The following is a 23,713-nucleotide window of genomic DNA, read 5'->3' on the forward strand; positions in this document are numbered from 1 at the left end:
GTGTGGAAAGCCATAACCTTTTGAAATTCCAAAGACATGCGTTGCAGGCGCGATCCTTGATGCGGCTTGGTTGCACGTCAAACCCATTGGGTTTCCCTATCTGCTGTGCTCTTTCGGCTGGGAATACCGCAAGTTCCTGCACCAGCGCCGCGAGATCATGCACTGTTGCGTGGATCGCTGCCAGGGCGTGAGCACGACCATCGAGTCGGTAGTGCTGGGGGAGGCGCTGGAGGGGGCGTATCTGCCAGCGCCGACGCTGGATGATGCATCGCTGGAGCGCCACGCCAAGCGCCATGTGATGCAGTCACGTCGACACGGGCTAAAACGCCGCGACTCCGCCGAGGTGGTCATCGAGAAGGTGCTGCACCTGCGCAAACCGCTATGGGAGGTCAGTACCCACCATCCGCAGTACGGAGATCATTCACTACTGCTAGATGGTGTCACCGGTGGCCACCTTTTCTTGAACCATTGAGGTTCCGGCCCTTGACCGGGGAAGTGGAGGCTCTTCTCTAGCAGATTTGCAGCTTGCCCGGGCGCATCATCGGCTCGCACGGCTTACGCTATGTTGCTGTCGTGCCGACTCTCGCCGCTCGAGTGGAAACGGCCGCGCTTCGCGACGCCTTGGGGCGCATTCAGCGGCCGTGTCTGCTAGGCGCATGGCCCAGAAGAGTGGCGATGGCCCGGATCGAATTCGTACCTCGCATCATCATGATGACGGCTCGGTCTTCATCAGACAGATGGCGATAGCAGTGAGTCATGGCAACACCGTACCTAATGGGTCACGTGTTGCACTTGGTCAGTGAAACCACCAGGGCGGGTGTTCGGCTGATTTTGTTGAGCGGCGTACTTTACTACGCGTCGTGTGCTCTACGGAGAGTGAACTGCGGTATGACGCCATCGAGTTGCGTGCGGCTTTGTTCGGCTAAGTGCTCTAGGGTTCGCGCGCTCGCGGTCCAGATGTCGGTCTCGATGGACTTGCGCGCGCTTTCGGGATCTCGACGACGAAGCGCATCCGTGCATGCCCAGTGGCATTCCATCGGGAGTCGCCTCCCCTCGCTGAAGCCGGACTCCGATTTGGCGGCGACGGGGAGCCGCATGTAGGGTCCTGCGCGCATCCAGAGGCTATCGACGAAGCCGATGGCCACCTCCGCCTTGCTCGCGACGTAGACGGCCCGATGAAAATCCGCGTTCAGGCGGAAATACTCATCAAGGTGACGTTCATTGATCGCAGTCTCCATCTGGCTACAGATGTTGGCGATTTCGTCGACCTCCTCAGTCGTTGCCCGCTCAGCCGCTTTCGCCGCCAGCAAGCCTTCCAGGTTGAGCCGGATGTCGCGCATGTCCTTCAGTTCACCAAGCGACAGCTGGGGGACGATCATGGTTCGTCCGGGACCCTTAGTGAGTGCGTACTGGGACTCCAAGCGCTTGAGCGCCTCGCGCACCGGGGTCGCGCTCACATCGAACGTCTCGCTTACAAAGCGAATACTGAGTGAGCTCCCCGGGAGGTAGTCGCCACTCATCAACTGTTGCCTTAACAAGCGATAGACGCGGGCGTGCGTCGTTTCATGCCCCATGTCGTTGGATGTCCTCTTCGTTGTCCTCACGGTCTGTGGTCCACCTTTGTGCGGGCGCCCCGTCGTCCTGATGATTACTGAGTACATGATAGTGACACACTATGATCGAGTCCAGAGGCAGGAATGATCAAATTGGCTTGACTGGTTTGATCACGCGATGCTACCAATGAGATCACGATGCCAAGAGGCTCGCCAAGCGGCTCCAGTCGCCACAAGCCTTGATCGAGCATGAGGCCGGCCAAGCGGGTTCACGCGCGAATCGCGAGGAGGAGAAGGTTTGAGACAGCACGTCCTTATCACGGGGGGCTCCCTCAATATCGATTGGGTGATCGCCCGCTGTGCCCGCCTTGACGGCTACCACCCGATCATCCTCGACCAGAGTCCCCCCGAGGATAGGGCTATCGGGGAGTACCACGAAGTCGGTCTATCCGACCCGGACGCGACCCGGGCTGAACTTGCCGAGATACTGCGCGAGCGAGCGATTACGCGACTGGTAAACAATGTCGGCGTCGTGAAGCCAGCTTCTCTCGAAGAGCTGTCGCTGGATGATTTCGATACTGTCATGACGCTGAACGTTCGTACTGACGCACAGTGCGCTCAAGCACTCATGCCGGGCATGAGGGATGCGGGGTTCGGGCGCATTGTGAATATCGCCAGCCGCACGGCGCTCGGAAAGGAATGTCGCACCTTCTACGGCGGAAGCAAGGCCGCGTTGATTTCGATGGCTAAGACATGGGCCCTTGAACTTGCCGGCTTCGGAATCACTGAAAATGCCGTTGCGCCAGGGACCATAGAGACGACCGCCTTTTACCGTAATAATCCGTCCGATGATCCGAAAACTCGCGCAATTATCGACGCGATACCCACCAGCCGCATTGGCACGCCAGACTATATCGCAAACGCGGTGAGCTTCTTCCTTGATGAGCGTTCAGGGTTTGTTAACGGGCAAGCGTTGCATGTCTGCGGAGGCCTGACAGGCGATCATGCCTGACCTGGTTGACCGGGGCTGACATTCACTCCCTGCCATTCACCAATCTAGCTAAAATGGAGAGCCGGTTTTGCAAGAAAAAACAATTCTTACAGTCGCAGTCACCGGGAACATCACAAGCCCAAAACAGCACCCGAAACTGCCGATAACTCCGCAGGAAATCGTCTCTGAGATTCTCGAGGCAGAGGCGGCTGGTGCGGCCATTGCGCATATTCACGTGCGCGATCCGGAGACCGGTGCGCCGAGCATGCGCGTGGACCTCTACCGTCAGGTTGTGGATCTACTGAGGCAAAAGGGCTCCGGGGTCATCATCAACCTAACTACTGGACCAGGCGGGCGCTTTGTTCCGGACAAGGATGATCCCAAGGTGGCCGCGAGCGGCACGACACTATTGCCACCACAAGAACGCGTGGAGCATGTCGTTCAGATCAAGCCGGATATCTGCAGCCTCGACCTGAACACGATGTTCTCGGGCGACTCCGTGGTGATCAATACACCGAGTAACGTTCGAATCATGGCGGAAATGATGCGGGACGCCGGAGTGATGCCGGAACTCGAGTGTTTCGACAGCGGCGACATTCACCTCGCTCATGATCTTCTCAAGGAAGGGGTCTTAGAAAGCCCACCGCTTTTCCAGATCGTTCTTGGCGCCAAATATGGTTTCTCGGCGACACCCGAGACGCTGCTCTATGCGCGAAGCATTCTCCCAGATAATGCTCGATGGGCTGCATTCGGAATCGGACGCATGGAGTTTCCCATCGTCGCCCAATCCTATCTACTTGGTGGCCACGTCAGGGTCGGCATGGAAGACAACATCTATATATCACGGGGCAAACTTACCGCGGGCAATGCCGAACTTGTGGAGAACGCGGTTACCATTATCAAGCGAATGGGTGGCAACGTAGCGACGCCAGATGAGGCGCGCGAATTGCTCGGCCTCTCGAAACGATGATTTTCGCCCCTGTGTCGTTTGCCGGCGTAGGGAAGCTTTGCTACAAAAAACAAGTAGCATTTTTCTAAAGGAGTGAGGCTGGATATGATTAGAAAACATCGTAAGACCAAAATGCACAGCAAGTAAGCCCGTAAAATATTAAAATAATATTTTACGGGTATAGATGCTGCTTTACGTTAAAATAGAATCACTTGCCAAAAATAAAGGAAGACTGTGATGAAAAAGGTATTAGTGCTTATGACAACCGTAGCGATTCTCGCTACCGGTAGTCTCTCGGCGCAAGGCCAGCAGGCTGAATATCCGAACAAGCCGATTCAGATGATAATTCCATACAGTGCCGGAGGGGGAACAGATGCGTTTGCCCGTAATGTTATTAGGTTCAGTGACCTTGCGGACGACATTGTGGTCAGGAACATCGCCGGTGGCGGGGGGAAGATAGGTACCATGGAAGTGGTCAATGCCCGCCCCGACGGATATACCCTGCTCGGCCATGTCATGGCAATCGCAATCGGGTATCATGCAGGTCTGTATGATACCCCTCCGTGGGAAGACCTCATTCCCATCTCCTCGATTACCTTAGAGGATAGCGCGATTTCAGTAAATGCGGATTCTCCGTTCAAGACGATCGAGGAACTCATCAAGTATGCTAAGGCAAACCCGGGCGATCTCAGCTACGGCTTCGCCGGTGTCGGCGGAACGACGCATACGGTAACAGCAAGTTTTGCAAATGAGACCGGAATCGATGTGAACCTCATCCCCTTCTCGGGCGGGGCTGATTCCCGTGCTGCATTGGCCGGCGGCCATATTGACGTAATGAGCTCACAGGTCTCAGAAATCATTGACATGGTTGAGGCAGGTGACCTGAGAATCTTGGCAACAACCGGGTCCGAGCGGCATTACCTGACACCCGACGTGCCGTCGCTCAAAGAGCGGGGAATCGATTTCGTCTTCCAGGTCTGGAGAGGCTTCTTCGCACCTGCGGGAACTCCGGATGAAGTAGTCAGCAGAGTCTCGGACTCCTTCGAAGAGGCTACGAAGAATGAGGAGTTCATCGACGTTATGAAGAAGCTAGGATATCAGATCGAATTCAGGGATTCCGATGAGTTCCTGGCTGAAATCAAGCGGAATCACGAGGAAGTTGCGAAGATCAGTCACCTGCTCAAAGCTGAACAGTAGAAGACTGTTTACGTCCACGTGAAGTGTCACGGTCGGATGTGACTTTTCCGTCCGGCTGTGACCAGTAACGATTAAACAATGGAAAAGCCATCGTGAAGTCAGATATAGGAATAGGTGTGTTTCTGCTGCTTGTGAGTGCGTTCTTCTTTGCTGGCAGTTACAACATCACCCAGAGCACCATCACTGCTCCGATGGCCGGAGCAAGTTTTTTTCCGCGGGTGGTGAGTATGCTTCTGGCTGCATCGAGTCTATACCTTATTATCAAGGCAGTGATGCAGAATAGACGGGGAAAAAGCGGGTCGGCAGAAGCCGCCGCAGAGAGTGGTCTCGAACAGCCGGAAATGGGAGCCACCAATGAGCAGGCTGTACTGGTTATGGTCGTAGCAACAACGCTGTATATCCTCATTATTCCGTTCATCGGTTATTTGATCACTACAATAGCCTTCATGAGCGCAACGAGCCTCTATCTCGGCTCGATTCACAAGAAACACCCCTGGTATTTTACGGTATCGGTGGTCATTGGCATCAGCCTTGCGGCGTATGTGCTCTTCAGCACAGTGCTTTCAGTATTCCTCCCGCAGGGCATACTCATATAGAGGGGCCTCTATGGTATTTCTTGAGACACTTCAGTTCGGTATCGGACATGTATTTGCGTTAGTGCCTCTCCTGCTGATAGCCGGGGGTGTGTTTTTCGGAATCATATTCGGCGCCATACCGGGCTTGACGGCAACGCTGGCTGTGGCCCTGCTGCTGCCGTTCACCTACGGGCTCGGAGCCTTCAATGGTCTCTCGCTGCTTCTGGGCATTTATGTAGGCGCCATATCAGGCGGTCTTATCTCCGCAACGCTGCTGAAGATTCCCGGAACCCCTTCATCGATTGTGACAACCTTCGACGCCTATCCCATGGCACGGAACGGGAAACCGCTCGAGGCACTCTCGATCGGTGTTTTCTCCTCGCTTGTCGGGGGGATCTTCAGTACCGTCATTCTTATCATCATCGCCCCGCAACTGGCACGGATCGCCCTCAAGTTCGGACCTTGGGAGTACTTCTCCCTGGGAGTATTCGGCTTGTCGGTTGTCGCCAGTCTCTCGGCGAAGAATCTCAACAAGGGGCTGATCGCCGCATTGATCGGCATGCTCATAGCAACAGTCGGGATGGACCCGGTCACCGCCCGTCCACGCTTCACGCTCGGCTTTCTCCAGATGGAGGGCGGGTTTTCCGCTCTGGCCACCATGTTGGGCTTCTATGCGGCGACCCAGATCTTTCTCGACGCCAGGGAAGTGAACACCGCGACGAAGGCGATAAAACTGCAGGATAAACGGAATCTGCTGACCATGCCCTTCAAGCTGGTCAAACATCAGGTCATTAATTTCCTGCGCTCTGGGGCAATCGGTACCTTTATCGGGATTCTTCCGGGAGCCGGGGGCAGCACCGCCGGATTTATAGCCTATGATCAGGCAAAGAAGGCTTCCCGCCAGAAAGAGAAATTCGGAACAGGCCATTACGAAGGAATTATCGCCTCGGAGACCTCGAATAATGCGGTAACAGGCGGGGCGTTGGTCCCGATGATGACCCTCGGCATACCGGGAGACGTGGTGACCGCTATTCTCATGGGCGGTCTCATGATCCACGGCCTCCAGCCTGGACCGCTGCTGTTCACGAACAATGCCGATGTGGTTGGCACGATCTTTGTCGCCCTCTTAGTCGCCAACGTCATGATGTATTTCATAGAGGGGGGGCTGATGAGAAAGCTCGCCCGCATGATCCAGGTACCCAAGCATTTCCTGCTTCCGACCATCATGATGATGTGCGTCATCGGTGTCTTCTCCCTGAACAACCGCGTCTTCGATATGTGGGTCCTGCTGGTCTTCGGTGTCTTGGGCTACATATTCGTAAAGAACGACATTCCCCTCGCTCCAATTGTACTGGGATATATTCTTACCGAAATTATCGAGAAAAACTGGCGCTTAGCCACCATGTCGACAGGAGGCGATGTAACCCCCTTTCTTACGCGTCCCATCTCTGTCGTGCTGCTTCTGCTCTCCCTTGTCTCCATTCTCTATCCGATCATCGCTGAAAGAATCTCTAATAGGAGAAAGAACAATGAAGCATGATCAGGGTGAACTGTTCAGCGTTGAAGCAAAGCATGTAGTGATAACCGGGGGAGCGGGGTGTATAGAGAAGGGCCTGGCTGAAGCGTTCTCATCAGCGGCTCTCTCACCGCACTGGCCGATCTCCGGAAGGAATAAAAGCAAGCCAGCGCCCGCCACGTCAGCGACCTCTTCGGAGCAGCACATCTTGCCTTCGCTGCCGATATTACCAATAAACAAAAGGTGGAGGCCTGCGTTGGGAAGGTTGCCGAGAATATAGGATGTGTGGGGATCGTGTGGAAAGGCGCGAGGATATCGTTCCCACCCTTGAGAGGGCTCTGAGGATCGACGCTCCGATGGTAGTTGAAGTGATGGCTGACGGGAAGAGCAATCCGCCGATCGCCTGGACACCGTAGTTTAAATTACGCATAAAAGGAACAACATTATGAAATTAGAGGGAAATGTAGCTATTGTCACCGGCGGGGCGAAGGCGATTGGTCTCCATATCGCCAGTAAGCTTGCTTCCGAGGGCGCTCATGTCGTCATTGCAGACATAGATGCCGCTGCCGCCGAGGAGGCTGCTGTAGGGATTACCCGCGCATACGGCCGCGAGGCTGCGGGAATGGGAGTAGATGTCACCGATGAGCGGCAGGTTGAAGCGCTCATAGCGTTTGCCGTAGAGCGGTTCGGCACAGTCACCATACTGGTGAACAATGCCGGCATCATGGGGCCGGTGGATGAAACAGACAAGGTGGATGTCGACGGCTGGGATGTGACTATGGCCGTTAATTTGAGAGGAGTGTTCCTCAGTTCCAAGCACGTCATTCCCGTGATGAAACAGCGTAAAGCCGGCAGCATCATCAATGTGGCCTCAATCACCGGTAAGCGGCCGCTGCCGCTCAGGCTCGCCTATGCGACCTCCAAGATGGGAGTCATCGGCCTTGGCCGCTCCCTGGCAGCTGAGGTCGGCAAGTTCGGAATTCGGGTAAACACCGTCTGTCCCGGTTCTGTTACCGGCGAACGGCAGCAGCATGTTTTTGAAGGCATCATGAAAGCGTCAGGGAAGAGCTACGAAGAGGTGGCAACAGAGAAGGCAGAGGTAACGGCGCTTAAAACGTTTGTTGATCCCGATTATATTGCACACTGCGTAGTTTACCTCTGTTCGGATGAGTCTTGGGTGATAACCGGCCAGGATATCAATATCTGTGGCGGAGCGGTTATGTATTAGCCCGTCGAATACTTGGCAGAAAAACCACAGGGAGGAGAGAAATGAAGAGGGACTGAGACACTTGCCCAGGTCCCAAGTCCTGACGTTCTTGCCATGACCGGCATCCAAATGGATGCTGGTCTCGGTTTGATGAAAACACACCGCGCTCGGTGTCAGCCTTGTTGCAGTGCTTCTCGCAGGTAACTCTTGCTGCGGCTATCTACCCGGCTATGCTGCCAGAAGGGCGGCAAGTGGCCTGCTACTAAGATTCGTGTAGAGGAATTCGCCCTCTGAGCTTGGTAGTTTCGCTAGCAGGGGCACTCGTTACGGCATATAACGCTGATGATGGCCTTTGACCGCTTCGAGGGCTACATCACCTCTTGACCCTGGACCACCCCCGCCGGCACTTTCCTCGCCCGCGGTCGGGCTGCTCCGGGCTTCGGCCCTTCGGGCTGCTTCGCCACCCTGCGCATCCTTGGCGATCTTGCGCTCCGCGCGAGGACGGCTCGTGCCTAGCCCGCCCCTCGACCCCCGCCGTGCCGGCTGTCGCCCGTACGGCCATGAGCCCATCACTTACCTGAAGGACGTGCTGGAGCGGCTCCCGTTTCACAAGGACAGCCATTTCCACGAACCCTGCCGCAGTACTGGCAAAAACGCCTAACCACGCGCCGGCGGTATTCGACGGAGGCTTACGTTGGTTGCTGGTTGGTTGCTGATTGCGAGGAATCGGTGTGGTTAGTGTAAGTAGTGGAAATTCTCAACTATCTGATTTTAAAAGATAACCGCATGGCAGGCGCGGTCCTCAATATTAGCAAAATTGCACTCATAATCCCTTGGTCGCTGGTTCGAGTCCAGCTGGGCCCACCAATCATCCCAATTGATAGCCTGCTCGTTTAACTGGCCTTTCCATCAGTCATTATAAATGTGATCCCTGACTGTCTGAGGCAACTTAATTCACCGCCGGTCGGGTGATACGCTTCGGTTCCAGGTAGGCATCGAGCCCGGCTGGGCCGAGTTCGCGGCCGATGCCGCTGCGTTTCATGCCGCCCCAGCTCGCGTGCGGTGGGGCCACCTGGTCGCAGTTGCACCATACATTGCCCGCCTCCAGGCGCCGGGCGATGGTTTCTGCGCGGTCTGGGTCACCGGCCACCACGGTGGCAGCCAGACCGAAATCGCAGTCATTGGCCAAGGCGATGGCCTCATCGTCGCTGGCGACCCGTTGTGCGCAGAGTACTGGCCCGAAGATCTCCTCTCGCCATAGGCGGCTGCTGGAAGGGACGTCCCGGTAAAGACGCGGGGCGACGAAAAATCCTCGCTCGGGCAGGGGGGGGGAGGGGGTCTTGCTGTGTAATCCCTCCCTGTCGGCAATGGCTAGGTAGCCCTGCACTCGATCGCGCTGAGTGGCGCTGACCAATGGCCCCATCTCAGTCTCCGGCGCTAGGGGGTCGCCCAGACGCAGTGCGCTCATTGCGGCGTCGATGGCTGAATATAGCTCGTCCGCCAGCCTCTCATGGACCAGTAAACGGCTGGTGGCTGAGCACATCTGACCGGCGTTGTAGCAGATGCCGGCCAACACAAGGTCGCGGGCGAGCCCGAGGTCAGCATCTTCAGTGACCAGGATCGGTGACTTGCCGCCCAACTCGAGGGAGACCGGTCTCACGCCGGGTGCGGCGGCGCGCATCACCAGCTCGCCCACCGGATTGCTGCCGGTGAAGGAGAGTTTGTCGACGCCGGCATGGTGGCTCAGGGGGGCGCCGATACTCTCGCCGTCGCCATGTAATAAATTGAACACCCCCGGGGGCAATCCTGCTTCCAGCATGACTTCTGCCAGTGCGCGCTCTGGCAAGGGCGTGATCTCGGAGGGTTTGAACACCACTGTGCAACCGGCGGCGAGTGCCGGAGCCAATTTCCAGGCACTGCTGACCAGAGGGAAATTCCAAGGAGTGATCAGCCCCACCACGCCGATGGGATCCCAATAGCGCCGTGCTGAGAGCCCCTCGATGCCGCTCGCGTCAGCTTGGCCCTGGCGCTCGCCCAGGTCCCGGGCCTGGGTTGCGTAGTAGCGGTAGCATTCAATGGCATCGTCCAGGTCCTGTCGGGACTCGGCCAAGGGCTTGCCGTTGTTGCGGCTTGACAGTTCGGCCAGGTCCTCGCGGCGCGCCTCGAGCCCCGTGGCAATGGCATCCAGGTAGCCGCCGCGCCGAGCTTCCGGAGTGGCCCGCCAGCCGGGCAGGGTCCGTCGCGCGGCAGTTACCGCGGCGTCCACATCCGCCGGGTTGCCGCGGGTCACCTCGCCGATCACCGTCTCGCGAAATGGATCCAGCACCGTGAGGCGCGCCTCGGCACGGCTGCTAACCCAGGTATTATCGATAAACTGCTCGGTCAAGGTGATCATAATGTCTCGTCTTGCTCAGCGAATGGGTAGCCAACGGCGCCGTGTTGGCTGCATTCCAGGGAAGTTCAATTCCACCAGGCGCAGCATCAGTGTCAGTACGATGGTGGTGGCCAGGTAAATGCCTGCGATCAACAGCAGTGGCTCGTAGACCAGAAATGTCTCGTCGCGAATGATGTTGGCCGCCTGCAACAAGTCCATCAGCGCGATGGTGGAGACCAGGGGTACGGACTTAAGCAGCAGTATCATTTCGCCGGTCAGGGTCGGCAGGCAAAGCTGAATGGCCCGCGGTAGCCAAAGTCGGTACAGCACTTGAAAACCGGAGAGACCGAAGGCCCGGCCGGCTTCCAGCTCACCACGAGGCACGCTCTGCATTGCGCCACGAATCACCTCGCCTGAGTAAGCGCCGACGCTGAGAATGAAGGTCAGGGCGCCGAAGAAGAAGGGGTCGCGCAGCAGTGGCCATAAGACACTGTCCTGTATGCCCGGCACGCCTTCCAGCAGGCGCCCCACTCCGTAGTAGAAGAAGAAAAGCTGTACGAGTAGCGGGGTGCCACGGATGACAGTCGTGAAGGCCCAGACCAGCCAGGCCAGGGGGCGGGGACCGCGCAGTCGGGCCAGGGCCACCCCCACGGCGAGAAGAAGTCCACCTATCGCCGAGACTGCCAAAAGCCATAACGTATTGATGAAGCCCTCCCACAGATAGCCCTGATAGAAGGGATCGCTAAGCCAGGAAAAGTTCATCTCAGGCCTCCGTAGGTTGGCCACGACGCACATGGCGCTCGAGGCGGGCGAACAGCGCCGTGGAGGTCAGAGTCATCAGCAGGTAGATGACACCTGCGGTGGCGTAAAAAAGAAAGTAAGCGCGGCTGCTGGCGGCGGCTTGCTGGATGGTGAAGAACAGCTCATTAAAGCCGATCACGCTGATCAAGGCGGTGTCCTTTATCAGGATCAGCCATAGGTTGGACATGCCCGGCAGGGCATTGGGCAACATGGCCGGCAGCACGAAGCGATGGAAGCGGGTCCAGCGCGAGAAGCCGAAGGCGTCGGCAGCTTCCAACTGTCCACGTGGTATGGCCAGGATGGCACCGCGGAACACCTCGGTCATGTAGGCACCCTGGACGAAGGCCAGCACGCCGACGGCGGTGGCGAAGCCGGTGATCTGCACGGCGCCAGCCATGCCCAAATGTGCCAGCAACGTGTCCAACACCTGGGCGCCGGCGTAGTAGAGCAGGATGATCAGAAGCAGCTCCGGCACCGCTCGGATCAGCGTAGAGTAGGCAGTGGCCACGCCACGCAGGGTCGCCCAGGGGCTGAGCTTTGCGCCGGCTCCCAGCAACCCCAGCAACAGGCCGATGGCATAGGCCAGCACAGCGATCTGCACGGTGGTCAGGGCCCCGCTCAAAATGGGTCCGGCCCAGTCGCCAAGCCCTTCCGGTGTCATGGCAATCATGGTCGAGTCTTTCCTCGGTCACAGGACGAAATGCCCCCGACACCGGCATCGGCGTCGAGGGTAGCGATGACTGTCGGTGGTGGCTCAGTCGTAGACGCAGACGTCAGTGCCCAAGTACTCCTCGGAAAGGTCGGCGCAGGTTCCATCCTCGATCACGGCGGCAATAGCCTGGTTGAGGTCGTCCTCCAGGGCATCGTCCTCCTGGCGTAGGCCGATGCCGATGCCCTCGCCGTAAGCGGCATGTCGGGGGGCGGTGGCCTTGATCTCGAAGCCTTCGGCCTCGTCGCGCTCAAGGAATTGCACCATGGCGATCTCGTCGGCAAGGATCACGTCCAGTCGTCCAGCCAGCAGGTCGTTATTGACCTGTTCCGCCTGGTCGTAGATGCGAATATCCACGCCGCTATCGCGAAGTTCACGGCGCGCGTAGGTGGCATTGGTGGTGGCCCCCTGCACACCCATCACCAGGCCGTCCAAGCCGTCGGGAATATCGAGCTCCAATTCGCTGGCTGCCACATAGGAACCTGGAGTGAAGTAGTAGGGGCGAGTGAAGTCGATGACCTGCTGACGCTTCTCGGTGATCGACATGGAATTCATGATCATGTCGATGCGGCCGGCTTTGAGAGAAGGGATAATGCCACTCCAGCCGGTGGGCGCTATTTCGCACTCGCGCTCCATGGCCGAGCACAGGGCATGAGCCAGCTCTACCTCGAAGCCGGTCCAGTCATCGCTTGCGGCTTTATAGGTGAAGGGCGGATAGGGCTCGCCTGAGATGCCCACCTGGAGGGGGTCATTGGCTTGGGCCGCCTGGCCAAGGCCCAGGGCGGTTAGGGTGACGGCCATCATAATCGGATATTTCAAGGCGCTTCTCCTGTCGTTATGGTTAGTGGAGCGTTCAGGCTGCAGGCGCCATGAACTGGCGGCAGCGGGGATCATCGAAGACATCTTCCGGGGGACCCGAGGCGGCAATGCGCCCCTGATCGAGATAGACCAGCTGGTCGGAGACCTCCCGAGCGAAGTGCATCTCGTGGGTGACCAGCAGCATGGTGCGGCCCTCGTCGGCGAGGCCGCGAATCACTCCGAGCACTTCATTGACCCGTTCCGGGTCAAGAGCCGAGGTAGGTTCGTCGAAGAGCAGGAGACGCGGTTCCATGGCCAGGGCGCGGGCGATAGCAACTCGTTGCTGTTGGCCCCCGGAGAGAAAGGCGGGATAGGCGTCGTGTCGGTCGGCCATGCCGACCCGCTCCAGGTAGTGCTTGCCCAGCGCGATGGCCCGCTTGCGTGAGAGCCCCTTGACCCGCATGGGAGCCTCGATGACATTGCCGAGTACGGTCAGGTGGGGCCAGAGGTTGAACTGCTGGAAGACCATGGTGACTTTGGCGCGCAGCCGCTGCAGCTGGTGCCGGTCCAGACCGATGATGTCGCCCTGTGGATTGCGAGTGAAGCGAATCGTCTCATCCGCAATCCGCAGCTTGCCTTGGTCGGGCCTTTCCAGCAGGTTCATGCAGCGCAGCAGGGTGCTCTTACCAGAGCCGCTGGCGCCAATGATGGAGGTAACGGTGCCTTCGGTAACCTCGAGGGAGACGCCCTTGAGCACCTCCAGTTCGCCGAAATGCTTGGTCAGGTGGTCGGCCTTCACCGCAGCCGCAGTGGTGGCCCGTGTATGGGATGATCGCTCTAGCGATGATGTCATAGGCACTGGGCCTCCTGGGCCGGGGTCTGTGGCAGTTCGGCGCGAGCACGTTCGGCACAGGCAGCCAAGCGGCGGCTGGCTGCGGCGAGGCGCTCGGCCTCCACGGTAAGACTGAGACGCACGAAGCCGGCCGCTGAAGGCCCGAAGGCCTCGCCGGAGAGCACCGAGATACCCTCCTCGTCGAGTAGGCGGTCAGCGAAGGCCTGCGAGGAGAGGCCGGTAGCACGAACATCCACCATCAGGAACATGCCTGCCGGCGGGCGAATTGCTGTGACCGCAGGGCTCTCCGCGAGGGCCTCGCAGACTGTATCGCGGCGTGCCCGGTATATCTCGCGCATCGCCCCGAGTTCAGCGGGGCGCGCCTTGAAAGCGGCGCAGGCGGCGTCCTGGATGAAGTCCGGGCAGCCGTAGAGCATGCACAACGCCAGATGGGTCAGATGCTGGATAAGCGGCTCGGGACCCAATATCCAGCCCAGGCGCCAGCCGGTCATGGCGTGAGATTTGGATAGGCTGCTGATCACCACGCTGCGTTCGGCCATGCCTGGCAAGGAGGCGGGGCAAATGTGCTCGCCTTCGAAGATCAGTTCGGCATAGACCTCGTCGGAGATCAGCCAGAGGTCGTGACGACGGCACAGCTCGGCGATGGACTCCCAGGCTGCTGCGTCGATCAGCTGCCCTGTGGGGTTGTGGGGGCTATTAAGCAGGATGGCACGGGTGCGTGGGGTTACGGCGGCTTCCAGGGCCGCCGGCTCCAGGCGGAAGTCCGCCTCGCCGCGCAGCGGCACCTGTACCAGCTCGGCACCGGTGGCGCGCAGCACCGCTTCATAGGTGACATAGCTGGGCTCGGGCACCAGCACCTCGTCACCAGGATCGAGCAGGCACTGCGCGGCAGCATAGAGCCCGCACTGGGCGCCGGCCATGACGATGACATTCTCCGGACCCACCTCGAGCCCCTGGCGGCGATAGTCGCCAGCGATGGACTGGCGAAGCATCAGCTTGCCCTGGACGTCGGGATAGTGAGTAGCGCCACCGCGCAGGCTTGCAACGGCGCTCTCGACAATAGGCGCCGGAGTGTCGAAGTCGGGGTCGCCCACCGAGAGCACGGTGATGTCGTCACCGGCTGCCTGACGCGCCAGGGCGCGGTAATGAATGTCCCAGGCTGCGGCGCCTTCGCCGGCGATCCGCTCGGTCAATCGTGAATAGCGCATGGGGTTCCTCGCTGTGGTAAGCGCTGGGCCGGATTCCCTCCGGCCCGGCGGGCATCACTCCAGACTGGTGCGCACCGCTTCCAGGCCCGGCTCGCCATCGCGGGAGGTGACCCCCTCGAGAAAGGTGCTCACCCGCTCGGGGTTAGCCTGGAGCCAGTCTCGGGCGACGGTCTCCAGGTCGCCCTGCTCAAGTCCGTAGTCGCGGATGAACTCGCTCTGTTCGTCGGCGGTCAGCTCGAATTGGTCCAGCAGGCGCACCATGTTGGGATTGGCGGCATGGTAGTCGCGGGCGACGATGGTACGCACATCGCTTTGTCCGTTGTTCTCGCCGAACACGCCTTCCGGATCATCGAGGATCTCCATGTCATACGCCGGTGCCATCCAGTGAGGCGTCCAGCCGTAGAACAGGATCCAGCGCTCCTCGCGCTTGGCTGCGTCTACCTCGGCCAGCATGCCTGGGGTAGAGGACTCACGGAGATTCCAGCTGCCGAGTCCATAGGTATCGGCCTCGACAGCTTCGTGGAGGTGATCGCTCACCGTGGAACCGCTCTCGATGGAGTAGATTTCTCCACCGAAGCGCTCGCGCACTTCCGCGTCGGCCAACTGCTCGGCATGGGTAATGCCGGCTTCGTGGACATAGCCCGGCACCGCAAAGCCCATGCGGGCGCCAGTGACATTGTTGCCTAGGTCGACGATGCCGCCGGCCTCCATGGCGGCGTCGTAGCTTTGCTGCTGGGAGGGCAGCCAGCCAGCCAGGAAGACATCGCTTTCGCCGCTCTGCAGGGTCTGGTACCCCACCGTCGAGCTGATCTCCAGGGCCTCTACTTGGTAGCCCAGCGGTTTGGCCAGTTGGGCCAGAATCTCGGACTTGACGGTTACTCCTGGCCAGGGCGGCACCACCAGGCGCAGTTCGTCGCTGGCGTCCTGTGACGCCTGGGCGCCGAGCGGCAGCAGACCGGATAGGGCCAGGGTGGTCAGGAGGGCGGGTCTACGCATGTCGGGAATCCTCAATGGCTCGTTGTGAGTTGTGGTCTTTGGATGCGGGCCACTTGATCGTGACCCCGGTGGATGGTCACGGAGCGGGGGACGGTCATTGCATGGCCGCCATCCAAGCCTCGGCATCCACCTCGATCAACAGGGGGGAACGCGCCGCATCCAGCTGCCCCAGGGCCTTGCCGAGGGTTGCCGGATCGTCCACCTTGCGGTAGCGGCAGGCGTAGGCGGTGGCCAGGCCCGCGAAGTCCGGGGCCGTCAGGTCGACGCCGAGCTGGGGCACCTCATGCATGGCCATGTAGCGGCGAATCTCGTCGTAGCCATGATTGTTCCAGATCACCACGGCCACTGGGTGGTCGAGATCCCGGGCGGTGGCCAGTTCGCCGATCACGAATTGCAAGCCACCGTCACCGACCAGGGCCACGGCTGGCCGCTCGGGGCAGGCCAGGGCGGCGCCCAAGGCGGCGGGCAGGCCATAGCCCAAGGTGCCGTAGCCAGTGGCAGCATTGAACCAGCGGCGTGGCGCGGGCAATGAGGCGAGATAATTGCCGGCATACACCGGCCCGGTGGAGTCGCCCACCAGGATCGCGTCGGGCAGCGTTGCCCGGAGCGTGGCATAGAGCGGTGCATAGGGTGCCAGCTCGGGGTCCTCGGCCAGTGCCAGCTCGCGGCGTACCTGCGAGGCGCGACCATCATCACGACGCTCCCCGGGCAGTGCGTCCAGCAGGGCGGTCAAGGTTTCGCCGGCGTCGGCTACCAGGGCCAGGTCGGCGGCGTGGTTGCGCCCCAGTTGCTGGGGATCGATATCCACACGAATCAGCCGTCCGGTGAGGCGGAAGCCCTCGTCGAACACCAGGTCGTAGTCGGTCTCGCCCAGTTCGGTGCCCAGCGCCAGAATGACGTCGGCATCGGCCGCCAAGCGGCGTGCGGCCGGTAGGCTGCCGGTGGCTCCCAGGTCCTGGGGGTGATCCAGACCCAGCACGCCCTTGGCGTTAATGGTGGTCAGGGTCGGGGCATGGAGCCGTTCCACCAGAGCGCGGGCGGCCTCGGGGGCGGCGACGCAGCCACCGCCTAGCAGCAGGAGAGGACGCTCAGCGCGGGTCAGCCACTCGGCAGCAAGGGCAATGGCGGCCGGGGCGGGCGCCGGGGGGAACACCTCGATGGGGCGCCGCACAGTCTCGTCAACCGGGGCATCGAACAGATCGATGGGAATCTCGATGTGCACCGGCCCGGGACGCGCGCCTCGGAAGATCGTGAAGGCGCGGGCCAGGATCTCCGGCAGCGCCGCCGGGTCGTGCAGCGTGTGGCTGAATACGCTGACGCCGGCCAGCGTCTGTTGCTGTCCAGGTAGCTCATGCAAGCGCCCCTGACCGCGCCCCAGGGTGTCGCGGCGGTTGACGCTCGAGATCACCAGCATCGGCACCGAATCGGCCAGTGCCTGACCCATGGCGGTGGCGATGTTGGTCATGCCGGGGCCTGTGATGATGAAGCAGGCCGCCGGCCGGCCGCTGGCCCGGGCGTAGCCGTCGGCCATAAAGCCGGCACCCTGCTCGTGGCGCGGGGTGACATGGCGGATCGCGCTGTCGCCCAGCGCACGGTAGAGCTCGATGGTATGCACCCCCGGAATGCCAAAGACGGTATCCACGCCATAGGCTTCCAGCAGGCGTAGCAGGTGTTGGGCGCAGGTCCGACTCATCGCAGCGCCTCCTCGGGAAGCGGCTCGGGCAGCCCGCCATGGGGTGTGCGCCCCAGGACCCTTTCCACCATGGTCACGAAATGCTCAAGCGGCAGGGTGTCGTAGTCGGGGTCGAAGCTGGTCTGATCCCAGTGGTCGCAGAAGCGCACGGTGCGCTCATAGGCCGGATGATCGCGGTACTGCTCCCGGGCGTGGGGGTCCTGACCGAAGAAGTGGCGGTAATGATAGCCCTGAAAGAGTTCGTGATGGCGAATCATCCAGGCATTGAGCGGATCGACGAAGGGCTCGAGGATGGCCGCGGCGATTTCGGCATGGTTGGCCGGGGCCAGTTCGTCGCCGATGTCGTGGAGCAATGCGCAGACGACCATCTCCTCGTCGGCGCCGTCACGTAGCGCTCGGGTTGCCGTCTGCAGGCTGTGTTCGTAGCGATCCACCGGATAGCCGTGATGGTCGCCGGCCAGACGGTGCAGGTGGCCGAGCACCCGGCGCGGCGCATCGGCGACATAGTCTCGGAAGCGGTTGTCGATCAGCGCCCAGTCATCACGCTGGGCCTCGCCGAAGTGGCGGAAGCGGGCCTGTTTCATGCGGGCTCTCCATGGGACTGGGTGGTGGCGAGTCGCTGGCGCAGCACGCGGCGCCGACTGGCCGTGCTATCACGATCGACGTAGCCCTGACGCAGGTGACGTACGCCACCGGCGAGCTGGAAGGCGCTGCGGCCATGCAGCAGGCGATAGTTGTCCATGATCAGCATCTGGCCCGGGCCGAGCTTGAGGTGAAGGGTCAGTTCTTCTCCCGTGATCAGCTGATAGAAGGCCTGGCGAGCGGCATAGTATGCCTCAAGCTCCTCAACAAGCAGGGCCGGGACTCGCTCGGTGCGGTTGGAATAGCGCACCCGAACCGGCTCGCCGTGGCTGTCCAGCTCGATCAGTGGCCCCTCGCTCTCGAGATGAGTGTCATCGTCGCGGTAGCGGAACCCCGGGGTAACCCGGGTGAGACAGTCGTAGGCTTCAGGATCACGCTCACGCAGCAGCCGGGCCGCCATGAAGCCATCGGCCAGGGTACTGTCACCGCCTTCAGCGGCGTTGGTCAGGCAGTGCAGCCAGATATACCCGGGTATTGGGTCACGGTAGGGATTATCGGTATGCGGCTCCAGACCGCGCTGGGTCATGGTCAGGTCGTAGGCATCGGCTACCGACTTGACGTCGGCGATGCCGCCCCAGTTGGTGCGTCGTAGGGGACCGATGCGGTCGATTAGTGGCTGCATACCGTCAGTTTCGATGGGTACCCCGGAGACGATCACGAAACCGTTGCGATGCAGTGCCTCGAGCATCTCCGACAGCGCCGAGTCCTCTTCCAGCGCGGCGGTGAAGTCAGCCTCTGGGCGCGGTGCGCTGACCGCATCCCAGAGTCTCAGGGGTGGATCGCTGGCCGGGTCGTCGAACAGCGCCGCGAGGTCGAAGGCGGAGTGATGTCCGTCGCTGAAGCGCATGTTCAGCCGGCCATCATGGACCTCGGCACTCTCGATGCTCAGGTCCAGCGGTAGCTCGGCGGCCTCGATCAGCCGCTGGCCGGTGCGCGGGTCCCGGGTCTCGGCATCCGGGCTTCGTTCGCGCAGCCATAGTGCAGCGAATTCTCGTGTCCGGTCGTGGTGATCGATCACCAGGCGCCGACGATTGGCCAGGGGGGTGACTTGTGTCATGGCGGCATCTCCACGGACTATGCTACGGGGTTGCGCTCCACACTACCCCTCCCCGCCGAACCTGACTTGATTAAATTGGCCGTAGGCTTGATTCTATTGGCCATGAGCAATGGCAACAATGCTGCGTGGCCCTATCCGCGTCCCGACTCACCCCCCCTGCTGACTCCGGAGGAGGCCGAACATACCCTAAACGTTTGGCTGGTACCCCGGTTCTCCATGCTGACCCTGTTTTGCCTACTGGAGCCGCTGCGCGTGGCCAATCGCTTCGGACGCAACCTGTTCGCCTGGCGGCTCCTTTCGGCGAATGGCGACGCGGTAGTGGCCAGCAACGGCGTCCGAATCGACGTGGATGGCGCGCTGGAGTCGCTGGAAGACATCACGCGCCTGATGGTCGTCTCTTCCTACGAAGCGGAGGCGACGGTGCGCTTCCAGGACCGAGCCGTGCTGCGGCGCATCGCCGCCCACGGCGGCTGGCTGGGTGGCCTGGATACTGCACCCTTCATCCTGGCCCGGGCGGGAGTACTGGAGGGGCATCGGGTGGCATTGCACTGGGAGAGCGTGCCGGCCTTTCGTCTCGAGTTTCCGGATCTGGAGATCAGCCCGGCGCGCTTTGAATTCGATCCCCAGCGACTGACTGGTTCGGGGGGCGTGGCGAGTATCGACATGATGCTGGAGTGGATAGACCAAGCCTATGGACCGGCGCTGGCCGACGCGGTGGGACGCCAATTGGTTCATGAGAGGGCGCGTGGCGACGGTGGCAGCGCTCAACGACAACGGTACCGGGACCTGTCACGCAGTGTGGTACGGGCGTTGGCCACCATGGAAGCCAACCTGGCCCAGGCGCTGCCGATCCCCGAGGTATGTCGGCAGGTGGGACAGTCCCAGCGGCAGCTGACACGACTCTTCCAGCGTCACTTCGGGGAGAGTCCACAGCAATGCTACTTGGGTATGCGCCTCGACCGAGCCCGCCAGTTGCTGGCTGATAGCCGCTGCCAGGTGACCGAAGCGGCCCTGGCTACGGGTTTTACTCAGCTGGCACACTTCACCCGGGCATACCGGCGCCGCTTCGATGAGGCGCCCAGTGTCACGGCCGAGCGGGGCAGTGTTGCTGGGCAACATCGTGATGGGAGTTGATACCTGCTATTTCGGGAGCGGCGGAGTGAAAATCGAACGCTTTGTTAGTAAAGCTTCCTGTTACCCTCGAGTCGTTGTTAACAAAGAGGAGCTGGTCTTTGCGCCTGGACTATCAAGGGCCCTTGCCCGAAATACTGGGGTTTCTTTTGCTGCCGCGATTCTCGATGATGGCATTCTTCTCCGCGGTCGAACCGTTACGAATCGCTAATCGAATCGCTGCGCAGCCGCTTTTCGATTGGATGTTGATCAGCGAGGACGGCCAGCCGATCACGGCATCCAACGGCATGACCCTCCTGGCTGATTGTGCCATTGGAGACGTGCATCAACTTCCGTCACTGGCGGTATGCAGTGGTTTTGGTCCCGAGCAGACTTTGAGCCGCCCGCTGATGGCCTGGCTGCATCGCTTGAACCAGGCAAACTGTGTCCTTGGAGGGCTCGACACGGGAGGCTTTTTGCTGGCCGAGGCGGGATTGTTGGAAGGCGAGCGAGTCACTCTGCACTGGGAAAGCCTGCCGGCCTTTCAGGAGCGCTTCCCAAGTATCGAGACGTCTGACGATCTCTTCGAGCTAGGCGAGCGACGTTTTTCCTGCGCTGGAGGTACGGCGGCCATGGATATGGCCTTAGAAGTAATCGCTCGTCGCCACGGACCGGGATTGGCCGTCGATGTATCAGAGCAGCTGATTCACGAACGAATTCGTACCCGTAGCGACCAGCAACGCATGTCGCTGGCCCGGCGGCTAGGCATCCATAACCGCCGTCTGGTGGAGGCCATCTCACTGATGGAGAGGCATCAAGAGGTGTCCCTACCTCTGAGCGAAGTGGCGCACCGTAGCGGTCTTTCTCCAAGGCAACTTCAGCGACTCTTCGAGCAGTACCTTGGCACATCTCCTCGCGATTGGTATCGGAACTTGCGGTTGGAGCGTGCCTGGCATCTTCTCATCGAGTCCGACATGGAGGTTCTGTCCGTGGGGCTGGCGTGCGGCTTTGCTTCCGGCTCCAGTTTCTCGCGAGCCTTCAGAATCCGCTACGGAGTGTCCCCCCGCGAAGTGCGCCGTCAGCATGCCGGTTAACGATACCCTGTAGCGAAGAAGGTCGGCAGCGCCAGCGCTTGGTCTATCGACACACTCATGCTCGTCGAATGCCGATACGCCTCCCGGCGAGTTCTGGCCATTCTCCCGTTGCCGACTGGGGCAGGGTGGTTACGGCCTCTGCGACAGGTCCGGGAAAAGAGTCGGGACAGCCACTTTGCTGGTTCATGCCCATCAGCATCTGTTCGCTGGTCGCTAGCAGATTGTCCTCGGCATCTCGCAAGTCGAAGAAGAGATGCAGCCGTTTGGCATCCCGATCCAGCAGTCTTCCCTCGACCCGCAGTGTCTGACCCTCATGGGCTTCCCGGCGGTAGCAGAGATGGGTCTCAAGCGTATACAGCGTATAGCCGTACCGGCTTCGACCCGCTGCACACAGACCGATGCTTTCCATCAGCGCCTCGACGGCCAGGGAGAAGACCCTGGCGTACTCGGCATCATTCATATGTCCGTTGTAATCGACCCATTCGGGGGCTACCTGGGTTTCCAGAAGCCGCATCAGATGCGTCCCTCCAGACCTTCGGCTTCGGGCCAGTATTTCTGTACCAGGTCGAGCATCTCTACCAGAAAGTCGTCGCGTCGGCGGTCAAGCTCGCTCACCGAGCGCCCTGCGGCCTGATGCTCGCAGCCTTCCACTACCTTGTCGATCAGCTCGTCGGTGAGTTCGGGTGCCTCCAGCTTCGTCCAGGGCAGTTTCAGTGCCGGACCGAACTGCTCCAACATATGGCGCATTCCGGCATCACCGCCTGCCAGGTGAAAGGTGAGGAAGGTGCCCATCAACGACCAGCGCAGGCCGCAGCCATAGATCACTGCGGCATCGATCTCCTCGGTCGTGGCTATGCCGTCGTTGACCAGATGCAGTGCCTCTCGCCATAGGGCTTCCATGAGGCGGTCGGCGATATGTCCCTCGATCTCACGGCGCACGACCAGAGGGCGCATGGCCAGCTCCCGGTAGAGTCCTTGAGCCTGTTCGATCTGGTCGGGCTGGGTAGCCTCGCCCCCGACCAGCTCTACCAACGGCAGCAGGTAGACCGGGTTAAAGGGATGGGCAACGATGACCCGTCCCGGTGAGTTCGTGCATGCCTGCTGCAGGTCGCTCGGCTTGAAGCCGGACGTCGAGGAGCCGAGGATCGCTTGCGGTGCCGCCGCGGCGTCCAGGGCGGCGAGGATCTCGCGTTTGAGCTCGAGGCGTTCGGGTACGTTCTCCTGGACCAGGTCGGCGCCGGCCACTGCTTCCTCCAGGTTGCCGACGAAGGTTAGCCGGGCAGGGTCTGCACCCTCGGCGAGCCCCCGTCTCTCGAGAGACGGCCAGGCGTTATCGACGAAGGCGCGGGTGCGTGCTTCGGCCGCCGGATCCGGGTCGAAGGCGACCACATCCCAGCCATTGGCCAATGCCCGGGCGATCCAGCCGTTACCGATGACGCCGGTACCGATGACGGAGAGTTGACGGCTCATTCCTCACCTCCCGCGGCGCTGGCAGCGGTCTGGCCGGTGCTCGGATCACGTAGTGCCAGGTGCGCGCGGGTCTCCGCGGGAGTCATGACCCGAGCCCCCAAGTTCTCGATGATACCGGCGGCCTTCTCGACCAGCTGGCCATTGGTGGCCAAGACACCTTTTTCGAGATAAAGATTGTCCTCGAGCCCGACCCGGGCGTGACCGCCCAAAAGCACGGCTTGCACAGCCATGGGCATCTGTTGACGACCGATGCCGAAGGCTGCCCAGTTGGCGTTGTCCGGTAGCTTGTTGCGCATGGCCAGCATGGTCTCTGTGTCGGCCTCGGCGCCCCACGGTATGCCAAGACAGAGCTGATAGAGCGGGTCGCCGTCGATCAAGCCTTCTTGCTGCAGCTGTCGGGCGAACCAGACGTGGCCCAGGTCGAAGCACTCGAGTTCGGGCTTGACCCCGGCGGCCTGCACCAGGCGGGCGTGCTCGCGCAGCCAGTCGGCAGGATTGACGTAGACCATGTCGCCGAAGTTGAGGCTTCCGCAATCCAGGGTGCACAGCTCCGGCAGCAGCTCGCCTACTGGTGCGTGGCGTTCGCGCGGGGTCTGGATATCGGTGCCAGGGCCGCCCCGGGTCGGGTCTTCGGCGTCAGGGATCCAGTCGCCGCCGCCGCCGGCGGTGATGTTCATGACGATATCGGTATCCGCTTCGCGGACTCGCTCCATCACCTCGCGGAAGTGCTCGGTGGAGTGGCTGATGCCGCCGGTTTCGGGGTCACGCACGTGGATGTGGGCAATGCTGGCGCCGGCCTTGGCCGCGGCGATGCAGTCATCGGCGATCTGTCTGGGTGTCACGGGAACGTTGGGGTTCTTGCCGGCAGTATCGCCGGCGCCGGTGACGGCACAAGTCAGGATGACATTGCGGTTCATGTT

Annotated in this window: 23 protein-coding genes; 9 read left to right on the forward strand and 14 right to left on the reverse strand. The window is 60.8% G+C overall.

Annotated features, from left to right (window positions below; translation table 11 throughout):
- Positions 1–70: 70 nt before the first annotated feature.
- A complete protein-coding gene (locus HNO52_RS05290) occupies positions 71–472 on the forward strand; it encodes a hypothetical protein (protein WP_197568143.1) in 402 nt (133 codons plus the stop codon).
- A gap of 379 nt (positions 473–851) precedes the next feature.
- On the opposite strand, the gene HNO52_RS05295 is transcribed toward HNO52_RS05290, so the two are convergent.
- Positions 852–1,574, reverse strand: coding sequence for a GntR family transcriptional regulator (locus HNO52_RS05295; RefSeq protein ID WP_197568144.1), 723 nt, complete (start codon positions 1,572–1,574; stop codon positions 852–854).
- Positions 1,575–1,851: 277 nt separating this feature from the next.
- On the opposite strand from HNO52_RS05295, the gene HNO52_RS05300 reads away from it, so the two are divergent.
- From HNO52_RS05300 to HNO52_RS05325, 6 genes are all read left to right on the forward strand, one after another.
- The gene (locus HNO52_RS05300; RefSeq protein WP_197568145.1) at positions 1,852–2,565 is read left to right on the forward strand and encodes an SDR family oxidoreductase; all 714 of its coding nucleotides are present in this window, start codon (positions 1,852–1,854) and stop codon (positions 2,563–2,565) included.
- A gap of 67 nt (positions 2,566–2,632) precedes the next feature.
- Entirely contained in the window at positions 2,633–3,514 is an 882-nt protein-coding gene (locus tag HNO52_RS05305) for a beta-keto acid cleavage family enzyme (protein WP_197568146.1), read from the forward strand.
- Positions 3,515–3,730: 216 nt separating this feature from the next.
- Positions 3,731–4,690 carry a Bug family tripartite tricarboxylate transporter substrate binding protein gene (locus HNO52_RS05310; protein WP_197568147.1) on the forward strand — a complete coding sequence of 320 codons (960 nt, stop codon included), beginning with the start codon at positions 3,731–3,733 and terminating at the stop codon, positions 4,688–4,690.
- Positions 4,691–4,782: 92 nt separating this feature from the next.
- On the forward strand, positions 4,783–5,286 hold the full coding sequence (locus tag HNO52_RS05315; RefSeq protein WP_197568148.1) for a tripartite tricarboxylate transporter TctB family protein: 504 nt from the start codon (positions 4,783–4,785) through the stop codon (positions 5,284–5,286).
- A 10-nt stretch (positions 5,287–5,296) separates the two neighbouring features.
- Positions 5,297–6,805: a tripartite tricarboxylate transporter permease gene (locus HNO52_RS05320; protein ID WP_197568149.1), complete on the forward strand. Its 1,509-nt coding sequence runs from the start codon at positions 5,297–5,299 to the stop codon at positions 6,803–6,805.
- A gap of 421 nt (positions 6,806–7,226) precedes the next feature.
- Complete coding sequence (locus HNO52_RS05325) at positions 7,227–8,009, forward strand: SDR family NAD(P)-dependent oxidoreductase (protein ID WP_197568150.1); 783 nt, start codon at positions 7,227–7,229, stop codon at positions 8,007–8,009.
- A gap of 928 nt (positions 8,010–8,937) precedes the next feature.
- On the opposite strand, the gene HNO52_RS05330 is transcribed toward HNO52_RS05325, so the two are convergent.
- The 10 genes from HNO52_RS05330 to tmpA form a co-directional block, all read right to left on the reverse strand.
- Positions 8,938–10,383 (reverse strand): aldehyde dehydrogenase family protein, encoded by a 1,446-nt coding sequence (locus HNO52_RS05330; RefSeq protein ID WP_197568151.1) that lies wholly within the window; start codon positions 10,381–10,383, stop codon positions 8,938–8,940.
- A 15-nt stretch (positions 10,384–10,398) separates the two neighbouring features.
- Positions 10,399–11,124: an ABC transporter permease gene (locus HNO52_RS05335; protein ID WP_197568152.1), complete on the reverse strand. Its 726-nt coding sequence runs from the start codon at positions 11,122–11,124 to the stop codon at positions 10,399–10,401.
- 1 nt (position 11,125) lies between these two features.
- Positions 11,126–11,833 (reverse strand): ABC transporter permease, encoded by a 708-nt coding sequence (locus HNO52_RS05340; RefSeq protein ID WP_197568153.1) that lies wholly within the window; start codon positions 11,831–11,833, stop codon positions 11,126–11,128.
- Positions 11,834–11,917: 84 nt separating this feature from the next.
- Positions 11,918–12,691: a transporter substrate-binding domain-containing protein gene (locus HNO52_RS05345; RefSeq protein ID WP_232090585.1), complete on the reverse strand. Its 774-nt coding sequence runs from the start codon at positions 12,689–12,691 to the stop codon at positions 11,918–11,920.
- 34 nt (positions 12,692–12,725) lie between these two features.
- Complete coding sequence (locus HNO52_RS05350) at positions 12,726–13,523, reverse strand: ABC transporter ATP-binding protein (protein WP_197568154.1); 798 nt, start codon at positions 13,521–13,523, stop codon at positions 12,726–12,728.
- Positions 13,520–14,731, reverse strand: coding sequence for a pyridoxal phosphate-dependent aminotransferase (locus tag HNO52_RS05355; protein ID WP_197568155.1), 1,212 nt, complete (start codon positions 14,729–14,731; stop codon positions 13,520–13,522). Before HNO52_RS05355 ends, HNO52_RS05350 begins: the two co-directional genes overlap by 4 nt.
- A 54-nt stretch (positions 14,732–14,785) precedes the next feature.
- Positions 14,786–15,727: a glycine betaine ABC transporter substrate-binding protein gene (locus HNO52_RS05360; RefSeq protein ID WP_197568156.1), complete on the reverse strand. Its 942-nt coding sequence runs from the start codon at positions 15,725–15,727 to the stop codon at positions 14,786–14,788.
- 94 nt (positions 15,728–15,821) lie between these two features.
- Positions 15,822–17,420 carry a 5-guanidino-2-oxopentanoate decarboxylase gene (locus tag HNO52_RS05365; RefSeq protein WP_197568157.1) on the reverse strand — a complete coding sequence of 533 codons (1,599 nt, stop codon included), beginning with the start codon at positions 17,418–17,420 and terminating at the stop codon, positions 15,822–15,824.
- Complete coding sequence (locus HNO52_RS05370; RefSeq protein ID WP_197568158.1) at positions 17,417–18,004, reverse strand: HD domain-containing protein; 588 nt, start codon at positions 18,002–18,004, stop codon at positions 17,417–17,419. The genes HNO52_RS05365 and HNO52_RS05370 overlap by 4 nt, the downstream gene beginning before the upstream one ends.
- Positions 18,001–19,119, reverse strand: coding sequence for a 2-trimethylaminoethylphosphonate dioxygenase (gene tmpA / locus HNO52_RS05375; protein ID WP_197568159.1), 1,119 nt, complete (start codon positions 19,117–19,119; stop codon positions 18,001–18,003). The genes HNO52_RS05370 and tmpA overlap by 4 nt, the downstream gene beginning before the upstream one ends.
- 102 nt (positions 19,120–19,221) lie before the next feature.
- Here tmpA and HNO52_RS05380 point away from each other — a divergent pair, with 102 nt between their 5' ends.
- The gene (locus tag HNO52_RS05380) at positions 19,222–20,253 is read left to right on the forward strand and encodes a GlxA family transcriptional regulator (RefSeq protein ID WP_197568160.1); all 1,032 of its coding nucleotides are present in this window, start codon (positions 19,222–19,224) and stop codon (positions 20,251–20,253) included.
- 98 nt (positions 20,254–20,351) lie between these two features.
- Positions 20,352–21,323, forward strand: coding sequence for a GlxA family transcriptional regulator (locus HNO52_RS05385; protein ID WP_197569110.1), 972 nt, complete (start codon positions 20,352–20,354; stop codon positions 21,321–21,323).
- Between the two features lie 55 nt (positions 21,324–21,378).
- Here HNO52_RS05385 and HNO52_RS05390 read toward each other — a convergent pair whose 3' ends face one another.
- The 3 genes from HNO52_RS05390 to HNO52_RS05400 are packed head-to-tail and all read right to left on the reverse strand — an operon-like array spanning position 21,379 to position 23,710.
- Positions 21,379–21,837, reverse strand: coding sequence for a thioesterase family protein (locus HNO52_RS05390; protein ID WP_197568161.1), 459 nt, complete (start codon positions 21,835–21,837; stop codon positions 21,379–21,381).
- A complete protein-coding gene (locus HNO52_RS05395; RefSeq protein ID WP_197568162.1) occupies positions 21,837–22,793 on the reverse strand; it encodes an L-carnitine dehydrogenase in 957 nt (318 codons plus the stop codon). Before HNO52_RS05395 ends, HNO52_RS05390 begins: the two co-directional genes overlap by 1 nt.
- Positions 22,790–23,710 (reverse strand): beta-keto acid cleavage family enzyme, encoded by a 921-nt coding sequence (locus HNO52_RS05400; protein WP_197568163.1) that lies wholly within the window; start codon positions 23,708–23,710, stop codon positions 22,790–22,792. Before HNO52_RS05400 ends, HNO52_RS05395 begins: the two co-directional genes overlap by 4 nt.
- Positions 23,711–23,713: the final 3 nt, after the last annotated feature.

Source organism: Halomonas sp. MCCC 1A13316 (genome assembly GCF_014931605.1).
Lineage (GTDB): Bacteria > Pseudomonadota > Gammaproteobacteria > Pseudomonadales > Halomonadaceae > Halomonas.